Annotated in this window: 12 protein-coding genes; 10 read left to right on the plus strand and 2 right to left on the minus strand. The window is 28.3% G+C overall.

What is annotated here, in order from left to right; genetic code table 11:
* Positions 1 to 622: 622 nt before the first annotated feature.
* The 4 genes from ACCQ42_RS06495 (at position 623) to ACCQ42_RS06510 (ending at position 11,223) form a co-directional block, all read left to right on the plus strand.
* The gene (locus ACCQ42_RS06495) at positions 623 to 931 is read left to right on the plus strand and encodes a TnpV protein (RefSeq protein ID WP_353963049.1); all 309 of its coding nucleotides are present in this window, start codon (positions 623 to 625) and stop codon (positions 929 to 931) included.
* Between the two features lie 1,139 nt (positions 932 to 2,070).
* The gene (locus ACCQ42_RS06500) at positions 2,071 to 10,047 is read left to right on the plus strand and encodes an SNF2-related protein (RefSeq protein WP_410035723.1); all 7,977 of its coding nucleotides are present in this window, start codon (positions 2,071 to 2,073) and stop codon (positions 10,045 to 10,047) included.
* Positions 10,048 to 10,080: 33 nt separating this feature from the next.
* Positions 10,081 to 10,203, plus strand: coding sequence for a hypothetical protein (locus tag ACCQ42_RS06505; protein WP_275077058.1), 123 nt, complete (start codon positions 10,081 to 10,083; stop codon positions 10,201 to 10,203).
* A gap of 144 nt (positions 10,204 to 10,347) precedes the next feature.
* Positions 10,348 to 11,223, plus strand: a complete 876-nt coding sequence (locus ACCQ42_RS06510) for a single-stranded DNA-binding protein (RefSeq protein WP_094205840.1) — start codon at positions 10,348 to 10,350, stop codon at positions 11,221 to 11,223.
* 160 nt (positions 11,224 to 11,383) lie between these two features.
* Here the strand turns inward: ACCQ42_RS06510 and ACCQ42_RS06515 are convergent, their stop codons facing one another.
* Positions 11,384 to 12,754 (minus strand): relaxase/mobilization nuclease domain-containing protein, encoded by a 1,371-nt coding sequence (locus ACCQ42_RS06515; RefSeq protein WP_094205839.1) that lies wholly within the window; start codon positions 12,752 to 12,754, stop codon positions 11,384 to 11,386.
* Complete coding sequence (locus tag ACCQ42_RS06520; protein WP_035111045.1) at positions 12,754 to 13,122, minus strand: plasmid mobilization protein; 369 nt, start codon at positions 13,120 to 13,122, stop codon at positions 12,754 to 12,756. Before ACCQ42_RS06520 ends, ACCQ42_RS06515 begins: the two co-directional genes overlap by 1 nt.
* A gap of 664 nt (positions 13,123 to 13,786) precedes the next feature.
* On the opposite strand from ACCQ42_RS06520, the gene ACCQ42_RS06525 reads away from it, so the two are divergent.
* The 6 genes from ACCQ42_RS06525 to ACCQ42_RS06550 all read left to right on the plus strand — a co-directional run bounded on the left by ACCQ42_RS06525 (position 13,787) and on the right by ACCQ42_RS06550 (position 24,912).
* The gene (locus ACCQ42_RS06525; RefSeq protein ID WP_073998359.1) at positions 13,787 to 14,158 is read left to right on the plus strand and encodes a metal-dependent transcriptional regulator; all 372 of its coding nucleotides are present in this window, start codon (positions 13,787 to 13,789) and stop codon (positions 14,156 to 14,158) included.
* Positions 14,159 to 14,315: 157 nt separating this feature from the next.
* A complete protein-coding gene (locus ACCQ42_RS06530; RefSeq protein ID WP_410035714.1) occupies positions 14,316 to 15,068 on the plus strand; it encodes a thioesterase II family protein in 753 nt (250 codons plus the stop codon).
* The gene (locus tag ACCQ42_RS06535) at positions 15,058 to 15,750 is read left to right on the plus strand and encodes a 4'-phosphopantetheinyl transferase family protein (protein WP_410035715.1); all 693 of its coding nucleotides are present in this window, start codon (positions 15,058 to 15,060) and stop codon (positions 15,748 to 15,750) included. Before ACCQ42_RS06530 ends, ACCQ42_RS06535 begins: the two co-directional genes overlap by 11 nt.
* Entirely contained in the window at positions 15,750 to 17,336 is a 1,587-nt protein-coding gene (locus tag ACCQ42_RS06540) for a (2,3-dihydroxybenzoyl)adenylate synthase (RefSeq protein ID WP_316116417.1), read from the plus strand. Before ACCQ42_RS06535 ends, ACCQ42_RS06540 begins: the two co-directional genes overlap by 1 nt.
* Positions 17,337 to 17,348: 12 nt before the next feature.
* On the plus strand, positions 17,349 to 23,483 hold the full coding sequence (locus tag ACCQ42_RS06545) for an amino acid adenylation domain-containing protein (protein WP_410035716.1): 6,135 nt from the start codon (positions 17,349 to 17,351) through the stop codon (positions 23,481 to 23,483).
* Between the two features lie 10 nt (positions 23,484 to 23,493).
* Positions 23,494 to 24,912 carry a condensation domain-containing protein gene (locus tag ACCQ42_RS06550; protein WP_073998355.1) on the plus strand — a complete coding sequence of 473 codons (1,419 nt, stop codon included), beginning with the start codon at positions 23,494 to 23,496 and terminating at the stop codon, positions 24,910 to 24,912.
* Positions 24,913 to 24,920 lie beyond the last annotated feature (8 nt).

Consider the following 24,920-nt stretch of genomic DNA (forward strand, 5'->3'; position numbering starts at 1 on the left):
GATGAACTGATAGATAAGTTTAAAGAAAAAGATAGTAATCTTCTATTAAGCCAAGAAGATAAAATTGATGCCTTAGTAGAAAGTAATGTTAGAGGAAAATTCAATAAAATTATAGAAAGTCTATCTGACGAAAGTTTAAAAAGCATTCAAAAGGTAGACCTTTTTAATTTGTTAAAAGAATCCGTAAAAATTTCCATAAGCGAGAGAATGGAGATTTCATATCAGCTAAAAGAAGAAAACTTGTCCTTACTGTCTAAAATATCAAGTTCGGACGTAGACAAAGTATTAAGTATAAGCTCTAACATAAGTAAAAATATCTTACTTGACTTGGGAAGGGAAATAAAAAGATTAGAAATTTTAGAGAAAATTCAAGAAAGAAAAGATTTGGAGCAGACAAAAGAACTTAAGGAGCGTTATAATAAATTAAGTTCTGATATAAACGGTGAAATAAATTTTAAAGGAGGCTTGGAAGATGAAAGAGAAAGTAACATTGGCAGGCAAGGAATACCTCATGGAGGAGGGGATTTACACACCAATCGTCAAGGAGAATTCCTTCGAGAGACAGGGAGGGACATACAAGATGAAAGAATTGGAGGAAGGAATGGAAGTCCTAGTACCCAATATGGCAATTCCCAAGGAAATAGATTTAAAGAAACTCAACAGATGGGGAAGGATGAGATTGAACTTTCTCAAGGAGAACAAAGAAGAGGATTATCAGATAATGTATTTGCAAGGGATATTGATGGATCATCTTCTATCAAAGGAAAAAGAGATAGAGGACTTTATCACGAGGGAAGAAGTCAAAATGATGGAAACTTGGGGACTGACAGAAGAACTGAAAGAAGAGGACTATCTGAAATATCTGAGATTGAAGAAGAACATGGATATGACCCTACAAGAAATAGGGGAAAGGGAGATAATCCTAATCTAAAAAATGAGGAAGTAGAGTCTACTTCCTTTTTTTCTGCTAAAAATCAGGGAGAGCAAATATCCTTCTCAAATCCAATAAGTCAAAGAGAAATAGATACATTTTTAATACATGGAGGAAATCATGAAGATGGAAGACTAGGGGTAATAGCAGAATTTTCTAAGGGTAAATCTTTAGAAGAACAGGCAAACTTTTTGAAAGAAATATATAGGGGAGCCAATGGTCTTGAAATTGAAGGAAGAAAGATATCTGCATGGTTTGGAAAGGAAGGAGCAATTTTTAAAGATGGAGATGAGGCAAGGTATAGAGAAGGGCAAATAGTTTCTTGGAAAGATTTAGCTAATAATATTAATAATTTATTAGATAGAGGAGAATTTGCTAGCAATGTTGAGGTTATAGAAAGTGCCACATATGAAAGAGAAAAAATAGCAGAAAAATTATTGTATTTAAAGAGGGATCTTACTGATGAAACTAAGGACAGATATCTAGCGAGTCTTAATGATATAAAAGGAAGAGGTTTCCTAGATGAAAAAGAAAATCTCGGGAAAAAACTTGAAGATAAAAATTTTATAAATAAACTCAGAAAAGAATACGAGGTATTTTTAGAAGAATATAAGATTAATCCTGATATTTTAAGATTTCATCATTATAAATTATCTAGAATCTATAATGATATCAATGATTTAGAAATAGAAAGAAAATTATATAGGTCAAATTTAAAGGATATTGCACCTATTCAGAGTTTTATAACACAAGATGAAATAGATGAAAGCCTAAAAAGAGGAAGCGGGTTTTCTGATGGAAAGAAAAGAATATATGAATTTTTTACTGAAAAGCATGATTTAAAAGAACAAGCAGATTTCTTGAAAAATGAATATGGCGTAGGTGGAAGTTCTCATGCACTATCTGCTGCAAGAGAAAGTGGTGAGTGGCACGATGCGAAGGGAATAAAATATAATAAAGGTAATGCAAAAGAAATACTACTATCTTGGTCTAATGTTGCAAGAAGAATTAATGACCTTATTAAAAAGAATAGATATATAGATGAAGAAAGTTTTGAAGAAAATAGGGAGAAAAAAACAGATCAGGAAATAAATAAAACAGAAAAAGAAAGCCAGGAGTATATAAATTATCAAGATGATTTGCCTCCAACTGATAATGATGTATATATAGAAAGAACAAATAATAGTTCTATATATTATTATCAAGGACAGTCTGTAGCAAGTATAGGTGATGATGGAAAACTTATCATTTATGATGAATTTATACCAAACTTTTTAAAAGAAGAAATATATTCCATAGCCTTTGAAAAACAATTAGATATACCATTAGACCAGTTAGACGATGGAATTATTCTTGAGGGAATACATGACACTTTTTATATTAAAGAAAAGGAAGAAATAGAAGGAAGAGAATATTACCTTTTAGAAAGTCAAAGTCGATATGATGATATTCCAAATATTGTAGTTAATTCTAACAAAGAAGTTATAGATGATGATATAGTAAATGGGTTTGAAGAATTTAAGGAATTTTATACTAATAAAAATAAAGAGAATATAGGTTTTGATTTAGATAGCCATATAAAAGATGATTATTGGATAATTGAGTTTAATGAGGGTTCAAGTCTAATAGAAAAAGATTATGCAGGACAAAGGCTGACTAAAGAATTATTAGATGAAATAAGGGAAATAGATGAAAAGATAAGACTTCATAATAAGACCTTAGGAGAAGATGAATATGGGCAGATGACTGATAAGTGGGAGGGGTATTCCAAATTCTATTTTAACCATATAGTAGATGGGAAAATAGTTGATCACTATAAGATAGACATAGGTGATGGAAATGAGATCAACCAAAGAGACTTTGAATTTCTTTATGAACAAATAGGAAAAAGTCAGATAGAACTTAATCAAACTATAGAAGAAAATAAGATAGATGAAAAAATAATTTCAATAAATCAAATTGAAGATAGAATTTTTGATGTATTAGTTAAGGATAAAGTTTTAGAAAATGAAATTATAAAGGCAAGAGAAAACTTAGGAAATAATACCTTAGCAAGTTTTAACTCTGTATTCCAAAGAGAATATGCAAAAATCATGAGAGAAGTTGCCGATAAGCAAGGAAATCTTCCAGATGATATGAAGTCAATAGATAAGGTTAAAGAATTAAGTCTTAGAACCCAAAATAGATATAGACAGTATTTATATAATTCACTTGAAAACAATATAGAAGATGATAAGGAGATACTCTCTATAAAAGTGGGAGATATAGTTAGAACAGAGGATAATAAATATTTAAAAATAAAAAATATTTCCAGTGGATATGATAATAACCATAATCAAATAACATATTATTCATATGATGCCTATTTTGATAAGGACTTAAAACTATTCTCACATTCCTTTAAAGAAAGCGATTTAAAAGCTTTAGAAGTATTAAGAAATGAAGTAGAAGAAAAATTAACAAAAGAGATTGTAGAAGATAAAATAGCAGTAAAAGTAGGAATTTATTACGCTTTAGTAGATAAAGAGAAAACAAAGGATATAGAACTAGAAGAGACAGGAATTAGAGTTTATCCAAGAAAGGAAAACTCACAAGGAAAGATCTATACTTTATATAAAGGGAAATCTTTTGAAGATAGCAAAAAAATAGACAGTTTGTTTGATGAAATTACTGCCAAAATTAAAGAAGCAAACCTTACAAATTTAAATGATGTATTAGAATTGGAAAGGGAAGGTTTATTTGAAATTACTGATGATAAAGTTACAAAATTTGAGGAAGGCTATGATATAGATGTTCAAAGCTTTAATCAGCAATTTCCAGATTATTATAATGATATATATGTTTTTAATAAAAATCTTGAAATCAATGGAGCATATCAAAATTTAGCACATATAAATGAAGAAAATAAAATTACTTTTAATATAAATTTATCGCAAGAAGAAAAATCAAAAATTGAAGAAATAAGAGATAAAAAAGAAGTTATTTCCAAGTTAATAGATAAGGATATCAAAGAAAAAAGAGAATACTATTTTGATCCTCAAAATGAAGAATACTTACTACTATCAAAGAAAATAGAAGAAGGACTATTAAAAATCCCAGATAGTATTAAGGAGACAATAGATGGAAAAGAAGGCTTTGATGTAGAGCTAATCCTAGATATAAAAGAAAAAACTCTAAGACAAAATTTACGATACAATGGATATATTTTAAATTCTAATCAAGCTATAAAATATAAAAGTTATAAAGACATATTAAGTAACTTACCTTATTTACTTGATGACAAACATAGAGAAGTGCTTTTAAATGGATATTTAAATCAGCAAATAGAAAATGATAGAACAAGGCAAGAAGAAAATCCATTTAAAGAAGGTATGAGTGTTAGATACAAAGGAAAAGAATACACTATAACCGCCATTAACGATAATACAAGTCCTAAAACTATAGAACTAGAAGATAGCACAGGACTAATGAATGGTTTTATTACCGGAAGTGAAACAATTCTTTTTAATGATTACAAAAATTTTGATTTAGAAGTATATAAATCTAGTGAAAAAGAAAAACAATTTATTGATAAAGGGGAACTAGTAGAACAAATCAGCTTTGAAGATATTGACAATAATAACGAAGAAGAAGTTAAAAAAGACAAAAAGACTGATAGAGAAAATATAGAAGGGGTTTCTGAAGTTTCTTTAGAAAACTATAAAATTATTAATGAAGAAGAAAACCTACCACCTTCACAGAGGTTAAAAAACAACATTGAAGCTATAAATGTCTTAAAGGCTTTAGAAAAAGAAAATAGAAGTGCAAGAAAAGATGAACAGGAAATTTTGGCAAAATATATCGGCTGGGGAGGACTTTCTGATGTATTTGATGAAGAAAAGGAAGGTCAATGGCTTGATGCAAGAAATTTTTTAAAAGAAAATCTAACTGGGGAAGAATATAATAGGGCAAGAGGATCAACCCTAACAGCTTTTTATACGCCGAAAGTAGTTATAGACGCTATCTATGAAAGTCTTTCTAATCTTGGATTTGAAAAAGGAAATATATTAGAACCAAGTGCTGGGACAGGGAGATTTATAGGAAATCTACCTGAAGAAATGAAAGAGTCAAACTTTTATGGAGTTGAATTAGATAGCATTAGTGGACAAATTGCCAAAGAACTTTACCCTAATGCCAATATCCAAATAAAAGGCTTTGAAGAAACCAATTTTTCTAATAACCTATTTGATGTGGCCATAGGAAATATTCCTTTTGGAGAATTTAAAGTAGCAGATCGTGAGTACGAAAGAAATAACTTTCTAATTCACGATTATTTTTTTGCTAAAACTTTAGATAAGGTTAGAGATGGCGGCATCATTGCCTTTATAACATCTTCAGGAACAATGGATAAAAAAAGTGAAGATGTTAGAAGATATATATCGGAAAGAGCAGAGTTTTTAGGAGCAATAAGACTACCAAATACTACATTTAAAGGGGTAGCTGGAACAGAAGTAACTTCAGATATAATCTTTTTTAAAAAGAGAGATAGGCTATTAAAGATAGATGAAGACTGGATAAAGCTAGACAAAGATGCAAAAGGACTAATATATAATAAATACTTTGTAGATAATCCTCAGATGGTAATAGGGACTATGGAAGAAATACCGTCAAGATTTGGGACAAGCCTTGCATGTATTGAAAATAAAGATATTTCTTTAGAAGAAGGACTAAAAAAAGCTATTAAAAATATTCAAGGTAGGTATGAAAAAGCTCAAATAAATGATGATTTAGGAGAAGAAACAATACCAGCTGATGATAGTGTTAAAAACTATTCTTTTGCTTTAGTGGATGATGAAATATATTTTAGAGAAAATTCAATTATGCAAAGAATATCCTTAAACCAAAAGGATAAAGATAAGGTAAAAGAATATTTAAGATTAAATGAAAGTCTAAGGAAAGTTATAACCTATCAAAAAGAAGACTATTCAGATGAAGAGATAAAAAAAGAACAAGAAAATCTAAATAAATTCTACGATGATTTCAATAGCAAACATGGAAGACTAAATTCAAAAACCAATAAAAAGTTATTTAGAGAAGATGCCAATTTTTCTTTAATTTCAACTTTGGAGAAATTAGATAAAGAAGGCAACTTTATAGGAAAATCTGATATCTTTAACAAGAGAACTATAAAAAAAGCTGTAATAATAGATCATACAGATAGGGCAATAGATGCTCTGGTACTCTCTATTAGTCAAAAAGGTAAAATAAATTTTGATTATATGGAAGAATTGACAGGAAAAACAAGAGATAAATTAATAGAAGAATTAAAGGGAGAAATATTTTTAAATTTAGATTCCTTTGAACCTAATGATATAAATCCATTTAAGTCTGCTAATGAGCTAGGAGATTTTTCAAGACCTTACGTAAGTGCTGATGAATACTTGTCAGGAAATATAAGAGATAAAATTGAAGTTGTAGACTCTTATATTAAAAACATCGAAAAAGAGTTAGGAAAGGAAGAAAATCTAGAGGATAGTAAACTCTTAAAAAAAGAATTAGAAGAGTTACATTTTCAAAAAGCAAAGCTAGTGGAAGTAATGCCTAAAGCACTAGATGCAAGTGAGATTACAGTTAGAATGGGTGCAACATGGATACCGGAACAAGATTACAAAAAATTTATGTTTGATTTGTTGAAAACACCAGTTTCATCAAGGTGGAATATAGATATTAAGTATTCTGACTTTACAGGAGAATATAGAGTTGAAGGAAAAAGCTCTGATAGGGACAATGACCTTGCTTCTTTTACCTATGGCACAAATAGGGTAAATGCCTACAAATTGATAGAAGATACTTTAAATTTAAGAGATACTAAGGTATTTGACCAAGTAGAAGACAGTGATGGAAAGAAAAAATCTGTGCTTAATCAAAAAGAAACAATGCTTGCAAGAAGTAAGCAAGAGATGATAAAAGAAGAATTTAAAAGCTGGATATTTGATGATGTGGAAAGAAGAAATAGATTAGTAGAAGATTATAACGAAAGATTCAATTCCATAAGACAAAGGGAATATGACGGATCTAATCTTACTTTTGAAGGAATGAATCCTGAAATAGAATTAAGAGCACATCAAAAAGATGCCATAGCAAGAGGTTTGTTTGGTGGAAATACTTTACTTGCCCATGAAGTAGGAGCAGGAAAAACCTTTGAAATGATAGGTATAGCCATGGAGTCAAAAAGACTTGGTATGAGTAATAAGTCAATGTTTGTTGTTCCTAACCACATTGTAGAGCAATTTGGAAGAGAATTTAATGAACTTTATCCAGGAGCAAATGTATTATGTGCCACAGAAAAAGACTTCACACCAGATAGACGAAAAAGATTTTGTAGTCGTATTGCTACAGGAAGTTTTGATGCTGTTATTATAGGGCACAGTCAATTTGAAAAAATTCCTATATCAAAAGAAAGACAAGAATATGAATTGCAAGGTCAAATTGATGAAATCATTGACTATATAGATGAATATAAAAGAGAAAGGGATCAAAGATTTACTGTAAAGCAATTAGAAAAAACAAAGAAAAAATTAGAGACAAAGTTAGAAAAACTAAATGCTGATTATAAGAAAGATGACGTTGTAACCTTTGAGGAACTGGGAGTAGATAAGTTATTTGTAGATGAAGCCCATGCCTACAAAAACCTCTATCTATTTTCTAAAATGAGGAATGTAGCAGGAATTACTTCTACAGATTCACAAAAATCATCAGATATGCTTATGAAATGCCGCTATATGGATGAAATAACTAATAATAAAGGATTAGTATTTGCCACAGGTACACCAGTAAGCAACAGTATGGCTGAACTTTATACCATGCAGAGATATTTACAGTATGATGAATTAAAAAAGATGAAATTGCAACATTTTGATTCTTGGGCGTCTACTTTTGGAGAAACAATAACGGCAATAGAATTAAATCCTGAGGGTAATGGTTATAGGAGCAAAACCAGATTTGCAAAATTTTATAATCTTCCTGAACTTATGAATACTGTAAAAGGATTTATGGATATTAAAACAGCTGATGTTTTAAATCTTCCTACACCAATTGCCCATTATGAAACTATAAAAACAAAGCCTACCGAAGAACAAAAAGAAATTCTTGAAACTTTTTCTGAGAGAGCAGATAAGGTTCGTGATAAGCAGGTAGATTCAAGTGTTGATAATATGCTATTAATAACTAATGATGGGAAGAAGATGGCATTAGATCAAAGATTAATCAATCCTTTACTTCCTGATGATCCTAATAGTAAGGTAAATACCTGTATAAAAAATGTATTTAGCATTTGGGATAAATATAAAGATAAAAAATCTGCTCAATTGATATTTTGTGATATGTCTACACCAAGTAGTGATTTTAATATCTATGATGATATTAAAACAAAACTTATAGATATGGGAGTACCTGAAAATGAAATAGAATTTATTCATAAGGCAAAAAACAATATGGAAAAAGACGCTATCTTTGATAAGGTAAGAAAAGGAGAAATAAGAGTCTTACTTGGTTCAACACAGAAAATGGGAGCAGGTACTAATGCCCAAGACAAACTAATTGCAATTCACGATCTTGATATACCATGGAGACCTGCTGATCTTTCTCAAAGGGCAGGCAGGATTGTTAGGCAGGGAAATGAGAATAAGGAAGTCCATATATTTAGATATGTAACAGAAAATACTTTTGATGCCTACCTTTTCCAAACCTTAGAGAATAAACAAAAATATATTTCCCAAATTATGACGTCAAAGACTCCTGTAAGAGTTGCAGAAGATGTAGACGAAGCCACATTAAACTATGCCGAAATCAAAGCTCTTGCAACAGGAAATCCATTAATAAAGGAGAAGATGGACCTTGATGTTGAAGTTTCTAAACTTAAAATGCTAGAGTCCAATTTTAAATCAAATCTTTACAAGCTGGAAGATAAAGTAGTTAAATTTTATCCAAAGGAAATAGAAAGATTAAAAGAAAGGATAGAGAACTTAAAGGAAGATATTAAAAATGTTGAGCCTTATAGAGAAGTAGATAAAAATTTAAAAGAAGATAATAAATTTACCTCTCTAATTATTGACGGAAAGAAGTATATAGATAAGAAAATAGCTGGAGAGTTTTTGTTGAACAAAATTAAGGGAGTTAAAATATATAGGGAAATGGATAAAGATGGAGAAAAAATAGGTGAATATAGAAATTTTGATTTATCCATAAAATATGATTCTTTTTTCAATAAATATAACTTTATATTAAAAGGTAAGGGAGAATATAGAGGAGAGTTTGGATTAGATGAAATAGGTAATATAACAAGAATGGATAATGTATTAGATAAATTACCAGAAAGATTAGAAAATACAATTTCAAAACTAAAAGATACAGAAGAGCAATTTCAAACAGCCAAAATTGAAATACAAAAGACATTTCCACAAGCTGAACTTTTAAAGGATAAGACACTAAGACTTGCAGAAGTAAATAATTTACTAGATATGGGAAAAAGTGAAGATATAAGTCAAGATAATCCATTACTAGAAGAAGTAAAGGAAGAATTGATAGACTTCCTTAACAGAGAATATGATGAAGAAAACAGGTTAGAGGACTTTGATACTATATTTCCTGACTTAACAGATATAGGAATAGCTTATACAACTACACCAGATGAAAAACATGAAATACAAGTAAGTTTAGATTTAATAAATTACAAGATGAACACCTATGTAGATAAGAACCTAATTGACAGCTTTCAATACACCTATGATCCCTTAGATGCAAGTGATTTAAAAGAGCTAGTACAGATAAAGACATCTATTGGATTTTGGGATTTTAGTGAGCTTGTATCAGTAAATGAAGAAAAACTGAGAGAAGTAATGGGACTTGAAATAGATGATGATGGCAACTTTTATGATCCATTATCTAAAGATATGGATTTAGATGGAATAATAGATAGAAATGATGCTGACTTTAGAGATAGTAAAGTGCAGGAAATAGGAGATTTTGAAAGGAAAGAAAAAAATTCTATTATGGATAAATTAAAGGAATATAAGGGGAATTTAGCAGTAAATAATAATATAAAAGAAATAAATAATAGTGAACCATGTGGCAGATAAAACTTTAAATGAGATTATTAGAGGAAAAAGGATATGGAATTTGATAGATATAGCTTTAATGAATTTATTCGAGAAAATTTTTCTTTTGATGGTGCTACTCATAGAATAATTAACAATATAGTTGAATATGGAATTAAAAATTTTGCCGATTCATAAGATAAATTAGTTGAATTTATTCAGACTACATTTGATGATCCAACAGTTGAAGAAATAAAACAATTTATTATTAGTGATGGAAAGGAAGAAGAAATAAAAGATTTAACAGATAAGAAAGATAAAAATAGAAATGGAGGAATAAAAATGAATATAAAAAAGGGAAATGTAATTGAAACTGAATTTGGAGACACTATGGTATTGGATGTGAAAGATAATCAAGCTACCTTATTTGACGGGAAGCAATTTATTTTAGCCACAGGAGTAGAGTTTAATAAAGAAAGTGGAAAGTATGAATGGGATTCTGTTAGATATGCAAGTGATATAAAAACAATAGCAAATATGGAAAATACAAATTTTGAAAGCATGAAAAATACAATAGATTTTTTAGCAGAATATAATCATAAAGAATTTGTAAAAGGTATTATATCTCTTGAAACAGGAGTAGAAAATGAAAATGTTCTTAATAATGCCTATGATAATTATATGAACGATTCAGTTATGGGTCTTATTGATGAAAAGTTTATTGAATATATAGACGAAGAAGAGTTAAAAGAAAATTTAGAATCTAATCAAGAACAAGGAGATAAAGAGATGAAAGATATAGATAATAAAGAAAAGGATACATTAAATATAGATGGAAATATAGCAACTGATATAGAAATTAAAGATTTAAAATCAAAAGATGGGAGGGACTTTAAAGTAGCCTCCTTTTCTATTGCTGAAAATGACAAGAAAGGAAATGCAAAATTCATCAGCTGCTACGCCTATAATGACAAAATCAATCAAGTAAAAAATTTGAAAAAAGGAGATTTTGTACACCTATTTGGCAAAGAAAAGAAAAGTATGGGAAAGGATAATAAGGAATACACAAGTCTAAAAGTATACTCTGCAAAGTTATTAAAAGCTAAAGAGCATACTAAAGCAAAAGCATCAACAATAGGGAAATTAAAGGAATTTAAGACTAAAGGGGATATGAAAGTGGATGAAAAGAAGAAAAAGGATAATAGCATAGAAAGGTAAAAGATTATAGGGGGCAGGTTTTAGTCTGCCTCCTGTATTTTTTTATTGGTTGTCTTTAAGGGAAAATGATGGGTCATATTGAAAATATCAGCCACATCCTATCAGGAGGGCTGATACACAAAACTTTTCACACTACCGGAGAAGCTGATACACCAGATCCTTACTTATATAATTCATTATAAATATACTTATCAGTATTCTTTCTTAATTGAGTCAATTCATTTATCAAGATATTCTCGTTGGCGTAGTCATCCATAAGAATATCTTTTTTATTTTTGTATTCATCATATAATTTTGACAACTCTTTTATACTTGGATTTTTATATTGACACTTTTCTAAAGCATTTATTGCTTTTTCATATGCGATAATTTGAGGCTTATATTCACTATAAAAATCTTTATCATTTGGATTTTCTTTATAGGTTTTATAGATAACCTTATTCATTTTTATAGTGTTAATGTCTTCAATAGCTGCGTAAATTTCGCTCATAACTTTTTCAACATCTTTAATCTTATTTAGGATTTCTTGCCTATTAACAGCCTCCTCTTGGAGTTTAGTTTCCAAATCCATACTAGATGATAGACCGTATTTTCTAAGCTGATTTAAGGTATTCGCCATAGTATTCATATTATGTTTTCTTGCCCATATTTCATAACCTCTAGAAGATTTAACCTTTTCATTACTTTCTATGTCTATTATATTATCAAATTTCTTATAAGATTTTTTATCATAACAAATTTTGTTATTTTTGTAATTTTCATTTACCTTATTTTCAATTCTCTCTTTTATTTTCTCTTTTGTATAATCTTTTCCAAGAGTAGTTTCCCTCGCACGAATGAATCGCCCTTTTTCTCCTTGTTTTTTATGTCTGAAAGAAAGATATTTTCCAAGTTTAATTTCATAGCCATATTCTTCCATAAGCTTTAAGAAATTCTCATAGCTATTTGCTTTATTAATAGTATGATCAATAGCGATTTGAAGTTTATGTTTCCAAGATTTTCCTTTCTTAAATTCAATATATTCTTTGTAGGATTTACCATTGGTTTTATACTTTTCTTTAAATTTTACATAATCTTCATCTATAACAGAGAGCTTATATTTTCTACATAAATCATCACTATGATTTCTAATTTGGTGGTAAGTTTTTTTGTTACTTTGATATGCTTTACCAGTTTCAAAAGAAACATTATTAAATAGTATATGGTTGTGAATATGACCCTTATCTATATGGGTAGTAAGAACATATTCATATTTTCCTTTTAAGATTTTATCGCATAGTTCTATACCTATTTGATGAGCCTCTTCAGCAGTAGTTTCTCCGGGGAAGAAAGATTGAATTAAATGTCTTGCCAAAACTTTTGCTTTAGAATTACATTCTATTTTTGTTTGTTCGAATTCTAAATGAGCAGTTATAGGGTTACAGTTTAGGGAGGAAATTAGAATTTTTCCATCTGTTTTATCACTATTCATAATATAATCAAGTGCTGCTTTTAAAGTGGATTTTATAGGATGAATTTTAGTAATTGCCATTATTCTTTCTCAGTATTTATGCTATTAGAATTAGTAAGAGAGTATATTTTTTTACGGATAGAGAAAATATCTTTTGCTTGATTTTCTAATAAGCTTTTTAAATCTTCTACATCATCTTTATATATAATTGATGTAGTATTTACCCTTTTAGCAATTTGATTTATATTATTTGAAGTACGACTTATATTTGTTGACATTTCACGAAAGACATCCATATCTAATACATAAATATCTTTTTCTAAAATACATTTCATAATAAATTGTCTAAGAGTTTTACACTTAGATGCTTTATATTTTTCATTTAGCAATTCTAACTCCTCATCAGATAACATTAAATAGATTCCGTTATTCCTAAATCTACTTGTCATAATTTAACCTCCTCGTATATTATAGTTGTAGTAATAAAATACTACATTTTGTTCTCAATCCCTCTTTCTTATGTGATAATAATTATATAGATGGAGCTCGTAGTAAACTTCCTTGAAGTTCCTCTTCCTAATAAATTTATTAATCGAAATAAAAAAGAAAAACCTGTAAATTCAAGTAGGATTACTTGACTTACAGGTTTAATTTATTCTATATATTTCGTCTGGAAATCTCCTGATTTAATTTTTTATTGATTATATTTTATCATTTTTTGATATAATATTCAAGTTTACGTTGAAGCTATTATAAGCGTTTGTTGCTGAATTTAATTATTATAAAATTAGGGGTTTGGGGATATTCCCCAACAAGTAAAATGGAAAAAATAAGCGATATAATAGTAGTATTCTTATTCCATTTTTAGTAAGTGCATATGCACTTACTGTGCTTGCTATTTTTGCTATTTTTGCTATTTTTGCTATTTTTGTTTAATAAAAATACACTATTTTATGATAACTTAAATTTTAAAAAATTAAAAAAATCACTTTGAAATAGATACTTTTACAACTATAATAATATGTATGATATTAAAAAATATTTTAAATTATCATATTTAAAGTTATTTAATTAAATTATTAGTTACTAACAATTTAAGAGGGGGAGTAATTTATTTTACACAGGGAATTTGCTGAAGAAAATTATTTAGAAGCCATATATATTTTATCTTTGGAAAATGAAGAGGTTAGAAATATAGACATTGCTAACTATTTGGATTACAAAAGACCGACGGTTACAAGAATGCTAAAAAAACTTGACAATAAAGGCAGGATAACTTATGGAGATGATAAAATAATTCGTTTAACAGACGAATCAAAAAAATTTTGTGAAAAGATGTATAAAAAACATATGTATCTTACTAGCGTATTCATTAAACTTGGAGTTAATCCTAAACAAGCAGAAAGTGAAGCTTGTCTTATAGAACACGTTATATCAGATGAAACGTTTAAAAAATTAAAAAAACATTTTAATGAAACCTTATAATTAATAGCATAGATAACTTTTAAATAAGTTTTTTATGCTATTTTTTTTAATTATTTTACAAAAAAGTTCAAAAACTCATTGATAAATGTTATCAAATGGTATATAATGAATTAAAGTTAGCTATTGCTAACAAAAAAATATATTAAAAGGTGAATTTATGTCAAAAAATTTTGAAATGCTAAATAAAGAATTAGACGAAAACAATATTAAAGCTAGTCTTGTTATATTTCCGTTTGCAGGTGGTGGAGTGTCTGCCTTTAGAAAATGGAAAGATGAGTTTGAAGATATAAAATTACTTGTTGCCCAGTATCCAGGAAGAGAAAACAGATTTTCTGAAAATGCTATAAGTGACATTAACATCTTAGTGGATAATTTATTTGAAGATATGAAAGAAAATTTTAATTTTAGAAAACCTTATTATTTATTTGGACACAGTATGGGAACAAAAATAGTTTATGAACTTGCATTAAGAATTAAAAATTCGGATTACATAAATCCAAGAGGAATAATAATATCAGGAGGACGAGCACCATTATATAAAGAACCTCATCCAATTTATCATCTTGATGATGACGGATTTATAGAAGGCTTAAGAAGATATGAAGGAACACCAAAAGAAATTTTAGACAATAAGGATTTAATTTCTATTTTTTTGCCAACACTTAGGGCAGATTTTGTAATAGATGAAGACTATCAAGACACAAAATTTGAGAAATTAGAATCACCTATACTAGGTCTTATGGGAGATAAAGATCAAGAAATGACTTTAGATGAACTTATAAAGTGGCAAGATTATACCACAAAAGAATTCACTTATAGATATATCGATGGCAAGCATATGTTTGTCAATACATCTCCTGAAAGTGTCATTGAAGAGATAAAAGAGTTTATAAAAGTAAATGAAAATTGAAGAATATGAAATAAGAAAAATTAATGATTTTCTTACTTTAGAAGATTTAAAAGATAAATTAGCTAGTAATAATTTAATACTAATTAAGGCTTATACAGATAAATTATTAGAAGAAAAATTACTTCCTTATTTAACTAAAGAGGAGATAATAAAATCAGAAGATTATAAATCAGAGATAGCAAAAATTAATTATCTAGCATCAAGGGCAATACTTAATTTGACCTTAAAAGGTTTACTCGAAAAAGGAATTAATGATTTAAGAGTCAAGAGGGATAAAAACAATAAGCCTTATGTAGAAAACACTCTAGGATTAAAGTTTAACATATCCCATACAGAAGACTTGGTCTTGTTAGCTTTTTCTAAAATAGAAGTAGGAATAGATGTTGAAAAAATAAATTATCAATTTGAGTTTAAGGATATATTAGAAAATTGTTTTACTAAAGATGAAATTATAAATATAGATAATAACATAATCAGTTTCTATAGATATTGGACTGCAAAAGAAGCCTATCTTAAATGTGATGGTATTGGTCTTGTAAGGAATTTAAAAGAGATTGAAATAATTTCTTTTGGAAATGAATTTATAGAAATTAATGATAGTAAAAGGAATACAATAAGTAGATTAAAGTCATTAAACTATGATGACAAATATGTCGGAGCAATATGCTTGGAGGAAAAATAATGAACATTGAATTAAAAGAAAAATTAGAAAAAATTTATGATGAACAAGTGTGGCCGCATATAACCTTAGGAGAATTTATTGAAGATTGTGCTAAAAAATATGGGGATAAAATTGCCTTAGTAGATGGAGATGTTGAACTTTCATATCAAGAATTAAATAGAAAAGCTTGCCATTATGCCAATGGTTTATTGAAAGCTGGATTTAAAAAGGGAGATAGAATCGTTCTTCAACTTCCTAATTGTCACGAATTTGTTATTATCCTTTTTGCCATGTTTAAGATTGGTTTGATTCCAGTATTATCACTTCCAGCTCATAGGAAAAATGAAATAAAGGGAATATTAGAAAAATCAGGGGCAAAAGCATATATAGCTAAGGATAAATATCTTGGCTTTTCATATGTTGATATGATAAGAGAAGTAAAGGAAGAATTAAATATAGATTTTGAAGTTTATATTCTTGGAGATAATCAAGGATATAAAAATTTTTACAATCTTGATGATAAAGATTATTTATCTCAACAAATAGAGATCAATTATAAAGAGATAGGATTATTACTTTTATCAGGAGGCACAACTGGTATACCCAAATTGATACCAAGGAGACACTGCGATTATATCTATGTAGCGAAAGAAACTGCAAAGAGATGTAAAATGGATCAAGACAGTATTTATCTAGCTTCTCTTCCTATTGCTCACAACTTTCCTTTATGTTGCCCAGGGATATTAGGAACATTTTTTATAGGCGGCAAAGTTGTTCTATGCCCAGTAACAAGTCCAGATGAAATTTTGCCTTTAATTGAGGAAGAGGAGGTTACGATAACGGGCTTAGTTCCTGCTATGGCAAATATATGTATAGATTTTATAAAGGAAGATGATTACGACATATCTTCATTAAAGGTTCTTCAAGTTGGAGGATCAGTTTTAGAAGAAAAACTTGCTGAAAAGATAGAAAAAGAATTTGGTTGTAAACTACAACAAATTTTTGGAATAGCTGAAGGTCTGATTATGACAACTTCTTTAGATGATGATAGTAAAACTATATTTACAACTCAAGGGAAGCCTATAAGTGAGTTTGATGAATTGTTAATAGTTGATGAAGACGGAGAAGAAGTCAAAGATGAAGAGTACGGAGAACTTATAGTCAGAGGTTCGTACACAATTTATGGCTATTATAAGCTTCCAGAAGTAAATAAAAGATGTATAGACAAAGATTTATATTTCAAAACTGGAGATAAGGCAAGGAAACTAAAAGATGGGAATTATCAGGTAGTTGGAAGAATTTCAGAAACAATAAATAGGGCTGGAGAAAAAATCACCCCTTCTGAAATTGAAGATATTTTACTATCTAATGAAAATATAGGAGATGTTCAAGTTGTAGGAGTGCCTGATGAACTTTTGGGAGAAAAAATAGGAGTATTCATATTAAAAGATGAGAAGGACGAACTCTCATTAGAAGATATCAGGACATTTCTAGCAAATAAGAATGTAGCGGAATTTAAATTGCCAGATTCTATAAAATATATAGATTCATGGCCGCTAACTGCTTTGGGAAAAATTGATAGAAATAAATTAAAAAGAATAGAGTGAAAGGAGCAGAACATGGAATTTGATGCGAGAAAAGAAATTAAACTAATAATTGAAAAATGGTTAAAAGATACCTTGAAGAAATCAGACATAAAAGAAAATGACAATTTAATAGAAAAAGGCTTAAGTTCCATGCAAGTAATGCAACTTTCAGGAATTCTTAAAAAAGAAGGACTTAGAATATCCTTCGCAAAGCTCATTGAGAAGCCTACACTTAATTCATGGTTTGATCTAGTAGCTAATTCAAAAATTATTAAGAAACATTCAAAAGATAATAAGAAATCAAATGATGGCAAAGATTCATTCAATCTTACAGATGTTCAATATTCTTATTTTATAGGCAGAAGTGATGATCAAACTCTAGGTGGAGTGGGTTGTCATGCCTATATTGAAATAGATGGAAAAGATATAGATTATAAAAGATTGAATGATGCATGGAATAAACTTCAATATAGACATCCAATGCTCAGAGCAAGATTCACAGAAGATGGAAAACAAGAAATATTAGATAAACCTTTTAGCGAAGAAATTGAAGTTTTTGACTTGTCTAATTTAGATGAAGAAGAAACCAAAATTAGACTAGATAAAATACGAGAAAATTTATCTCATAGAAAACTTAGAGTAGAAATAGGAGAAGTCGCAGGATTAAAACTTACAAATCTATCACATAATAGAAATAAAATTTTCTTTGATTTAGATTTACTTGTTGCCGATGTCATGAGTATGAGTATTCTTTTGAAAGAATTAGGAGAATTGTATTTAGGAAAAGAATTAGACAATCTAAACAATTATACCTTTAAAGACTATATAAATAATCTTGAAGTAGACTCTGAAATTTATAAAAAAGACCAAGAGTTTTGGAAAGAAAAAATAGACTCATTTGAAATAGAAAGACCTAATTTACCATTAAGAAAAGATCCTGAACAAATCAAAGAAACAAGATTTACTAGAAGAAAACGAGTTATTGAAAAAGATAAGTGGAGCAAAATAAAAGAGCTTGCAGCAAGCTATAAATCTACGCCATCAATGGTTTTATTAACTGCATATGATTTAATTCTAGAAAGATGGACTAACCAAGATAAGTTTTTTATAAACTTACCATTATTTAATAGAGATCTTTCAAACGAAAACATGAAAGATATGGTGGCAGACTTTACAAATATCTTATTAGTAGAGCATGAAAGAAAAAATGATACTTCTTTCCTAGAAACTTTGAATAGAATAAGCAAAACCTTTATAGACAATGTTAGCCATTCATCTTATAGTGGAGTACAAGTTCAAAGGGATATATCAAAATCACAGGGTACAAGCCTTAATGTAGCACCTGTAGTTTTTGCGTGCAACATAGACTATCCACTAGAAACTGAAATTTCAAGGAAAGCTTTGGGCAAAATTACATATATGGTATCACAAACTCCAGGAGTATGGTTAGATTTCCAATCGTATATAAAAGATGGAGATTTAGTATTGTGCTGGGACAGTGTAGATGAACTTTTCCATGAAAAAATGTTAGATGACATGTTAAATTCTTTAGAAGAACAACTTTTAAGATTAACAGAAAAAGAAAATTGGGAAGGCAAATTTGATGTGCTATCAGAAAATCAAAAACAAGTAAGAGAAAAAGAGCTTCAATCAATTCTTCCATTAAACTTTCCTGATGAAAGATTATATGACGGATTTATAAAAAATGTAAAAGAAAATCCAGAAAAAATTGCAATTATAGATTCAGAAACTAAAGAAGAAATATCCTATATGGACTTATATGAAAAATCCTTAAATGTAGCAGGATATTTAAAGGAAAATGGAATAAAAAAGGGAGACTATGTAGGCATTACTCTCCCAAGATCAAGCAAGCAAATTTACGCTATATTTGGAATACTTTTTTCTGGAGCGGCATATGTTGCTGTTGGAATAAATCAACCTAGCGAAAGACGAACTAAAATATACGAACAAATTGGTATAAAGTTTGTCATCAGTGAAAATAAAACAATAGAAAATTGCAAACTAGATACGGGAGAAGTTTCTTTAATTGACTTAGACAAAGCTATAGACAAATCCTTAGGTCTTGATAAGCCTATAGAAGTAAGTCCTTTTGACTCAGCCTATATAATAATGACATCAGGTACTACAGGAGTGCCAAAGGGTGTTGAGATCATGCATACAAGTGCCATTAATACTATTAATGATTTAAATGAAAAATATTCTATTAATTCAAATGATACGTTACTTATGGTATCAGCAATAGACTTTGACTTATCAGTATATGATATTTTTGGAATACTTGGTGTAGGTGGAACTCTAATAACAAATAATGAAGATAATTATCGTAATCCTGATGAGTGGATTAGAATTATTGAAAAATATAGGGTAAGTGTGTGGGACTCTGTACCTATACTTTTTGACATGCTCGTAACTATGGCAGAGGGTGAAAAGAAAAACTTACCACTTAGAATTGTTATGTTATCGGGAGATTGGATAGCAAAAGACTTACCAGGAAGATTTTATAAGATAAGCGAAAAAGAAAATTCTATAGTTGTAGCTATGGGCGGGGCAACAGAAGCATCTATATGGTCAAATTATTTAAATGTACCAAGAGAAATACCAAAAGACTGGATATCAATTCCATATGGGAAACCACTTAAAAATCAAGTCTATAGAGTAGTAGATGAATTAGGTAGAATATGCCCTAATTATGTTAAGGGAGAACTTTTAATTGGTGGGGTAGGTGTCGCTAAATGTTATCATGGAGATGAAGACCTAACTAATAGAAAGTATTTTGAAGAAGATGGACTTAGATGGTATAGAACTGGAGATAATGGAAGATTTTGGAATGATGGTACTATTGAATTTCTTGGAAGAAAAGACACTCAAGTAAAAATTAAAGGTCATAGAATTGAACTTGGGGAAATCGAAGATGCTATAAGTAAATTTGATGGTGTTAAAAAAGTAGTAGTTGATTTTATAGAAAAAGTAAACAGCAAAAATCTAGTAGCCTTTGTAAAAATTGACAAGGATTCTGATAACTTTAATATTAATAAATGTTTAGAAAAAATAGACACTTCTTTTATTGAGGAAGTAGAAGAAATCTGTTATGAGGATATAGAGGCACAAAATGAAAAAATAAATAATCTGGTTGCCAAAACTATTATAAATGTCTTTAAAAGCTTTGAACTTGATTTAGTAAATAATAGCTACTCAATTGTTGATATTTATAATAAAATTAAGGATTCAAAAAGAAATAGATTTATAATTGAAAATTGGATAAATAAACTTTTATCTTTAAAATATTTAGAATTTAAGAATGAAAAATATTCATTAAGAGAAGATGAGATTTTCATAAATGAAGATAGTTGCAATAATGAAATAGGCAATTATTTAAAGGATTTAGAATTGGAGCTTATAAAGATTTTGTCGGGAGAAAATGATCCTATAGAAGCCTTTTATTCAGATTCAAATAAATCCTATATGTCAAAATTTACAGAAGAACTTTTAGGCTATGAAGAATCAATTAATAGCATTATAAATTCAATAAAGGCTTATGCAAGATTAAATAATAAAAAAAATATAAAAATCTTAGAATATGGAACTAGAAATAGTGAACTTACTACTACTATTTTTAAAGAGCTTAAAGAGTTTATTAGTGAGTATATTTATGCTGATAGTTCTATCTACTTTAGAAATAATCTATCTGATTTGGAGAATGATAATAAATTTAAATATGTTTGTATAAATGATAACTTAGAAACTTCTTTAGATGAAGATAATTTTGATATTGCTATAGTTTTAAACTCGATTCACAGAAGTAATGCCAAAAAGACTCTTATAGAAGGAGTACTAAAAGTGTTGAAAGTTAATGGACTTATTATTGGTAATGAATTAAAAAATAATAACCTACTGCCTATTATTACAGCAGATATAATAAATGAGCAGCCATTTAACGAAGTAAGACCAGATGATTTTGACAATAATGATTGTGAAGTCCTCTATATAAACAGTGAAAAAAGGACAGAATGCTCTAATTTTATAACTTTTATAATAGCTAACTTAAAAGAAAACAAGTCTACCTTTGAAAAATTAAGAAGTTATTTATCACATGAAATACCAAGCTATATGATTCCTGCAAATTTCTATAAAGTAGATGACATTCCATTAAATAAAAATGGAAAAGTTGATAGGAAGAAATTGAAAAATAAGTTAAAGAATAAAAATAAAAAAGAAAAATTAGAAATTAATTATAATGTAAAACCTAAAGATGAATTGGAGCTTACTATACTAAAAATATGGAAGGATATTTTTAATAACGAAAATATAGGTGTAGACAATAATTATTTTTCTATTGGTGGAGATTCTCTAACGGCGACTGAGATAGTTGGAAAGATTAGCAGTTTGTATAATGTTAAGATTTCAGTAAAAGATATTTTTGAGAATCCGACGATAGAAAAACTATCTATTGTAGTAGGAAATAGGAAAAAACATCATATCAATAGTGAAGAAATGAAGAATCAGATTTTAAAGGATATAGATAATAGGCATAAGCCTTTTCCTCTGACTGACATACAATTTGCCTATTGGATAGGAATGAATGGGGGACATAATTTAACCGGTATATCTACTAATTGTTATTTTGAAGTAGAGTTGAAAAATATAGATATCGGAAAATTAGAAAAGTCTTTTAATGAATTAATAATAAAACATGATATGATGAGGGCTATAATATTGAATGAAGGACAGCAACAAATACTGCCTAACGTTCCATATTATAAAATTCAAGTTTTTGATTTAAGTTATACTGAAGAAGATAGAATTTTGGATAAAATCAATACAATCAGAAACGAAATTTATAATAAAACAATACATTACGATAAATGGCCTTTATTTGATGTTAGGGTGACTAAGCTAAAAAAAGGCATTGTCAAACTACATGTTAGGTTTGAAAACATAATATTTGATGGCTGGAGTATGTTTCATGTGCTAAAACAATGGCAAATGTTGTATGATGGAAAGTTGATTCCGGATATTGATATAAGCTATAGAGATTATGTTTTAGCCTTAGGAAAGCTGAGACATACAAAAAAATATATAGAAGATAAGAATTATTGGGAAGATAGAATTGAAAGCTTCCCAGAATATCCTAAACTACCATTAATAAATTATGAAGGAAACGTTAAAAAAGTAAGATTTGTAAGAAAATATTTTTATTTATCTGAAAATAAATGGAATATTTTTAAGGAGATTTGTAAAAAATATGGATTCACTACCAGTTCTGCACTTATTACTGCATATAGTGAAACACTTAAGAAATGGTCAAGTAACAAACATTTTGCATTAAATATTACGAGGTTCAATAGAGAGCAACTTCATAATGATATAGATGGGGTGATAGGTGACTTTACAACTTTAAACTTATTGGAAATTAAAGAAAAGTGTGGAGAAAGTTTATATTCTAAAATCACTGATGTTCAGAATCAGTTACTAGATGATATCTCTCATTCGTTATATAGTTCAATTGAATTTGAAAGAAAAATAAGAAAAAAAATCAATAATTATATCGAATCAGTAATGCCAATTGTATTCACTAGTGGAATTGGCATTGATGACAGTAGAGAAGAAAAGTGGATTGATAACCTAAGTTATAGTATTTCTCAATCATCTCAAGTTTGGTTAGATCATCAAGTGTTTGTTTTAAAAGGAGGATTATATTTATCTTGGGATTATATAAAAGAATTATTTGAAGAAAATACTATTGCAAAAATGTTTGATGAATATAAAAATATTATTGATTTAATGATTCAAAACGATAATTGGGATAATATTTATATCGATACTTTGGATTCAGATGAAGCTGAGATAGAAGCAATATCTTCTAATAAAAATATAAAGAAGACTCTATATGAAAATGTTAATATTGTACAAAAAAACAAATGCTATGACATAGAATATAAGGTAATAAAATCATTTGAAAAAATTTTATCAACAAAATGCATTAGGAGTAATAGTAACTTTTTTATTGAAGGAGGAGATTCTCTTAAAGTTGTTAGATTAGTTAAGCTATTAAATGAAAAATTTGATATTCAACTTAGCATCAAAACTATTTTTGAGAAACCTACTCCTAGTGAACTTGCTAAATTTATTTTTTCTATAAGAAAATAGGAGGTTGGAATTGATCTCAGATGTATGCGTTTTAAAATATATAATTTATTTAAGAGAAAATAATATTAGATTATATCTAGATGATAAAAAAATAAAATATAAAGCTATGGATGGAACAAGCAATAAATTTATTTCTGATTTTAGAGAATATATAGGAAAAAATAAAAACCAGTTTATAAAAGTATTAAAAAATATTAATACTGGAATAGAATTAAGTCCTATTCAAAAGTCATATATTTTGGGGATGGATACAGATTGTGAATTGGGTGGGACTAACTGTGCTTATTATATTGAGTACAAGATAAACAACATAGACATATCAAGGCTTGAAAAAATAATAAATGAATTGATTTATGAAAATGAAGGGTTAAGATGTTTTTTTGTTGATATTAACAAGTACGTAATTTTTGATACATTCGACAAATATAAAATAAAAAAACTTGATAATAATCTCGATTATAATGAAATTAGAAATCTAATTTTTGATAAGAAATATTCGTATTATGATTGGCCACTTTTTGATTTTTATGTACATAAAGATTCAAATAGCGACGATATATTGTATTTTATATTCAACTGTATAGTATTAGATGCTTGGAGTGCCAACAATCTAATCAAGGAAATATTTTATAGATATTTTTTAGATATACACAAAAAAATTGCAAGCACTAACTACAGTATTTATAAAAGAAAAGAAAGTCTATATTTAGATAATTTGGAAATGGAAGAATATCATAAGTATCTTTCGGATGAAATGAAAAAATATAGTATCCCAGAATTGAAATATAAAAGAGATTTTTCAGAAATAAGAAAAGTAACCTTTAAAAGGGTTTGCTATGAATTTACTGTAAAGGAAACTAAAGAAATATTTAGTAAACTTAGACTATTGGGATACACACCGACTATGTATATTGCGACCTGTTACGCTAGTTTTTTAGCTGAAGCTAGTGGTGAAGAAAGATCTTCAATAATATTAACTATGAATGGAAGAAAAAATATTATTGAAAATGAAAATGATATAATTGGTGAATTTTCTAATATAGCAGTTTTAAATTATACAAAAAGTGGAAATTTTTGCCATGATTTAAAAAATATTAGAAATTCTATTTTAGAAATACTAGAATTTATTGAATATGATGGAATGGAGTCATTTAAGTATATAAAACAAAACAAGCTAGGACAAATAGTATCTCCTTTTGTTTTGACTAGTGTAATAGAAGAAGATACTATTATGGAGGGATTTGTTACAGAAAACTATGCTATTAGTAAAACACCTCAAGTAATAATAGATCATCATATTAGATTAATAAGAAATTCTATGGTTATTTCTTGGGATTATGTAGAAGAGTTATTTGAAAAAGAGTATATTGAAACGCTTTTCAATAACTATATAAAATTTTTAAACAATATGAAATTTAATATTTTATAGACGAAGGA

Source organism: Anaerococcus kampingae (assembly GCF_046365475.1).
Classification (GTDB): Bacteria; Bacillota; Clostridia; order Tissierellales; family Peptoniphilaceae; genus Anaerococcus; species Anaerococcus kampingae.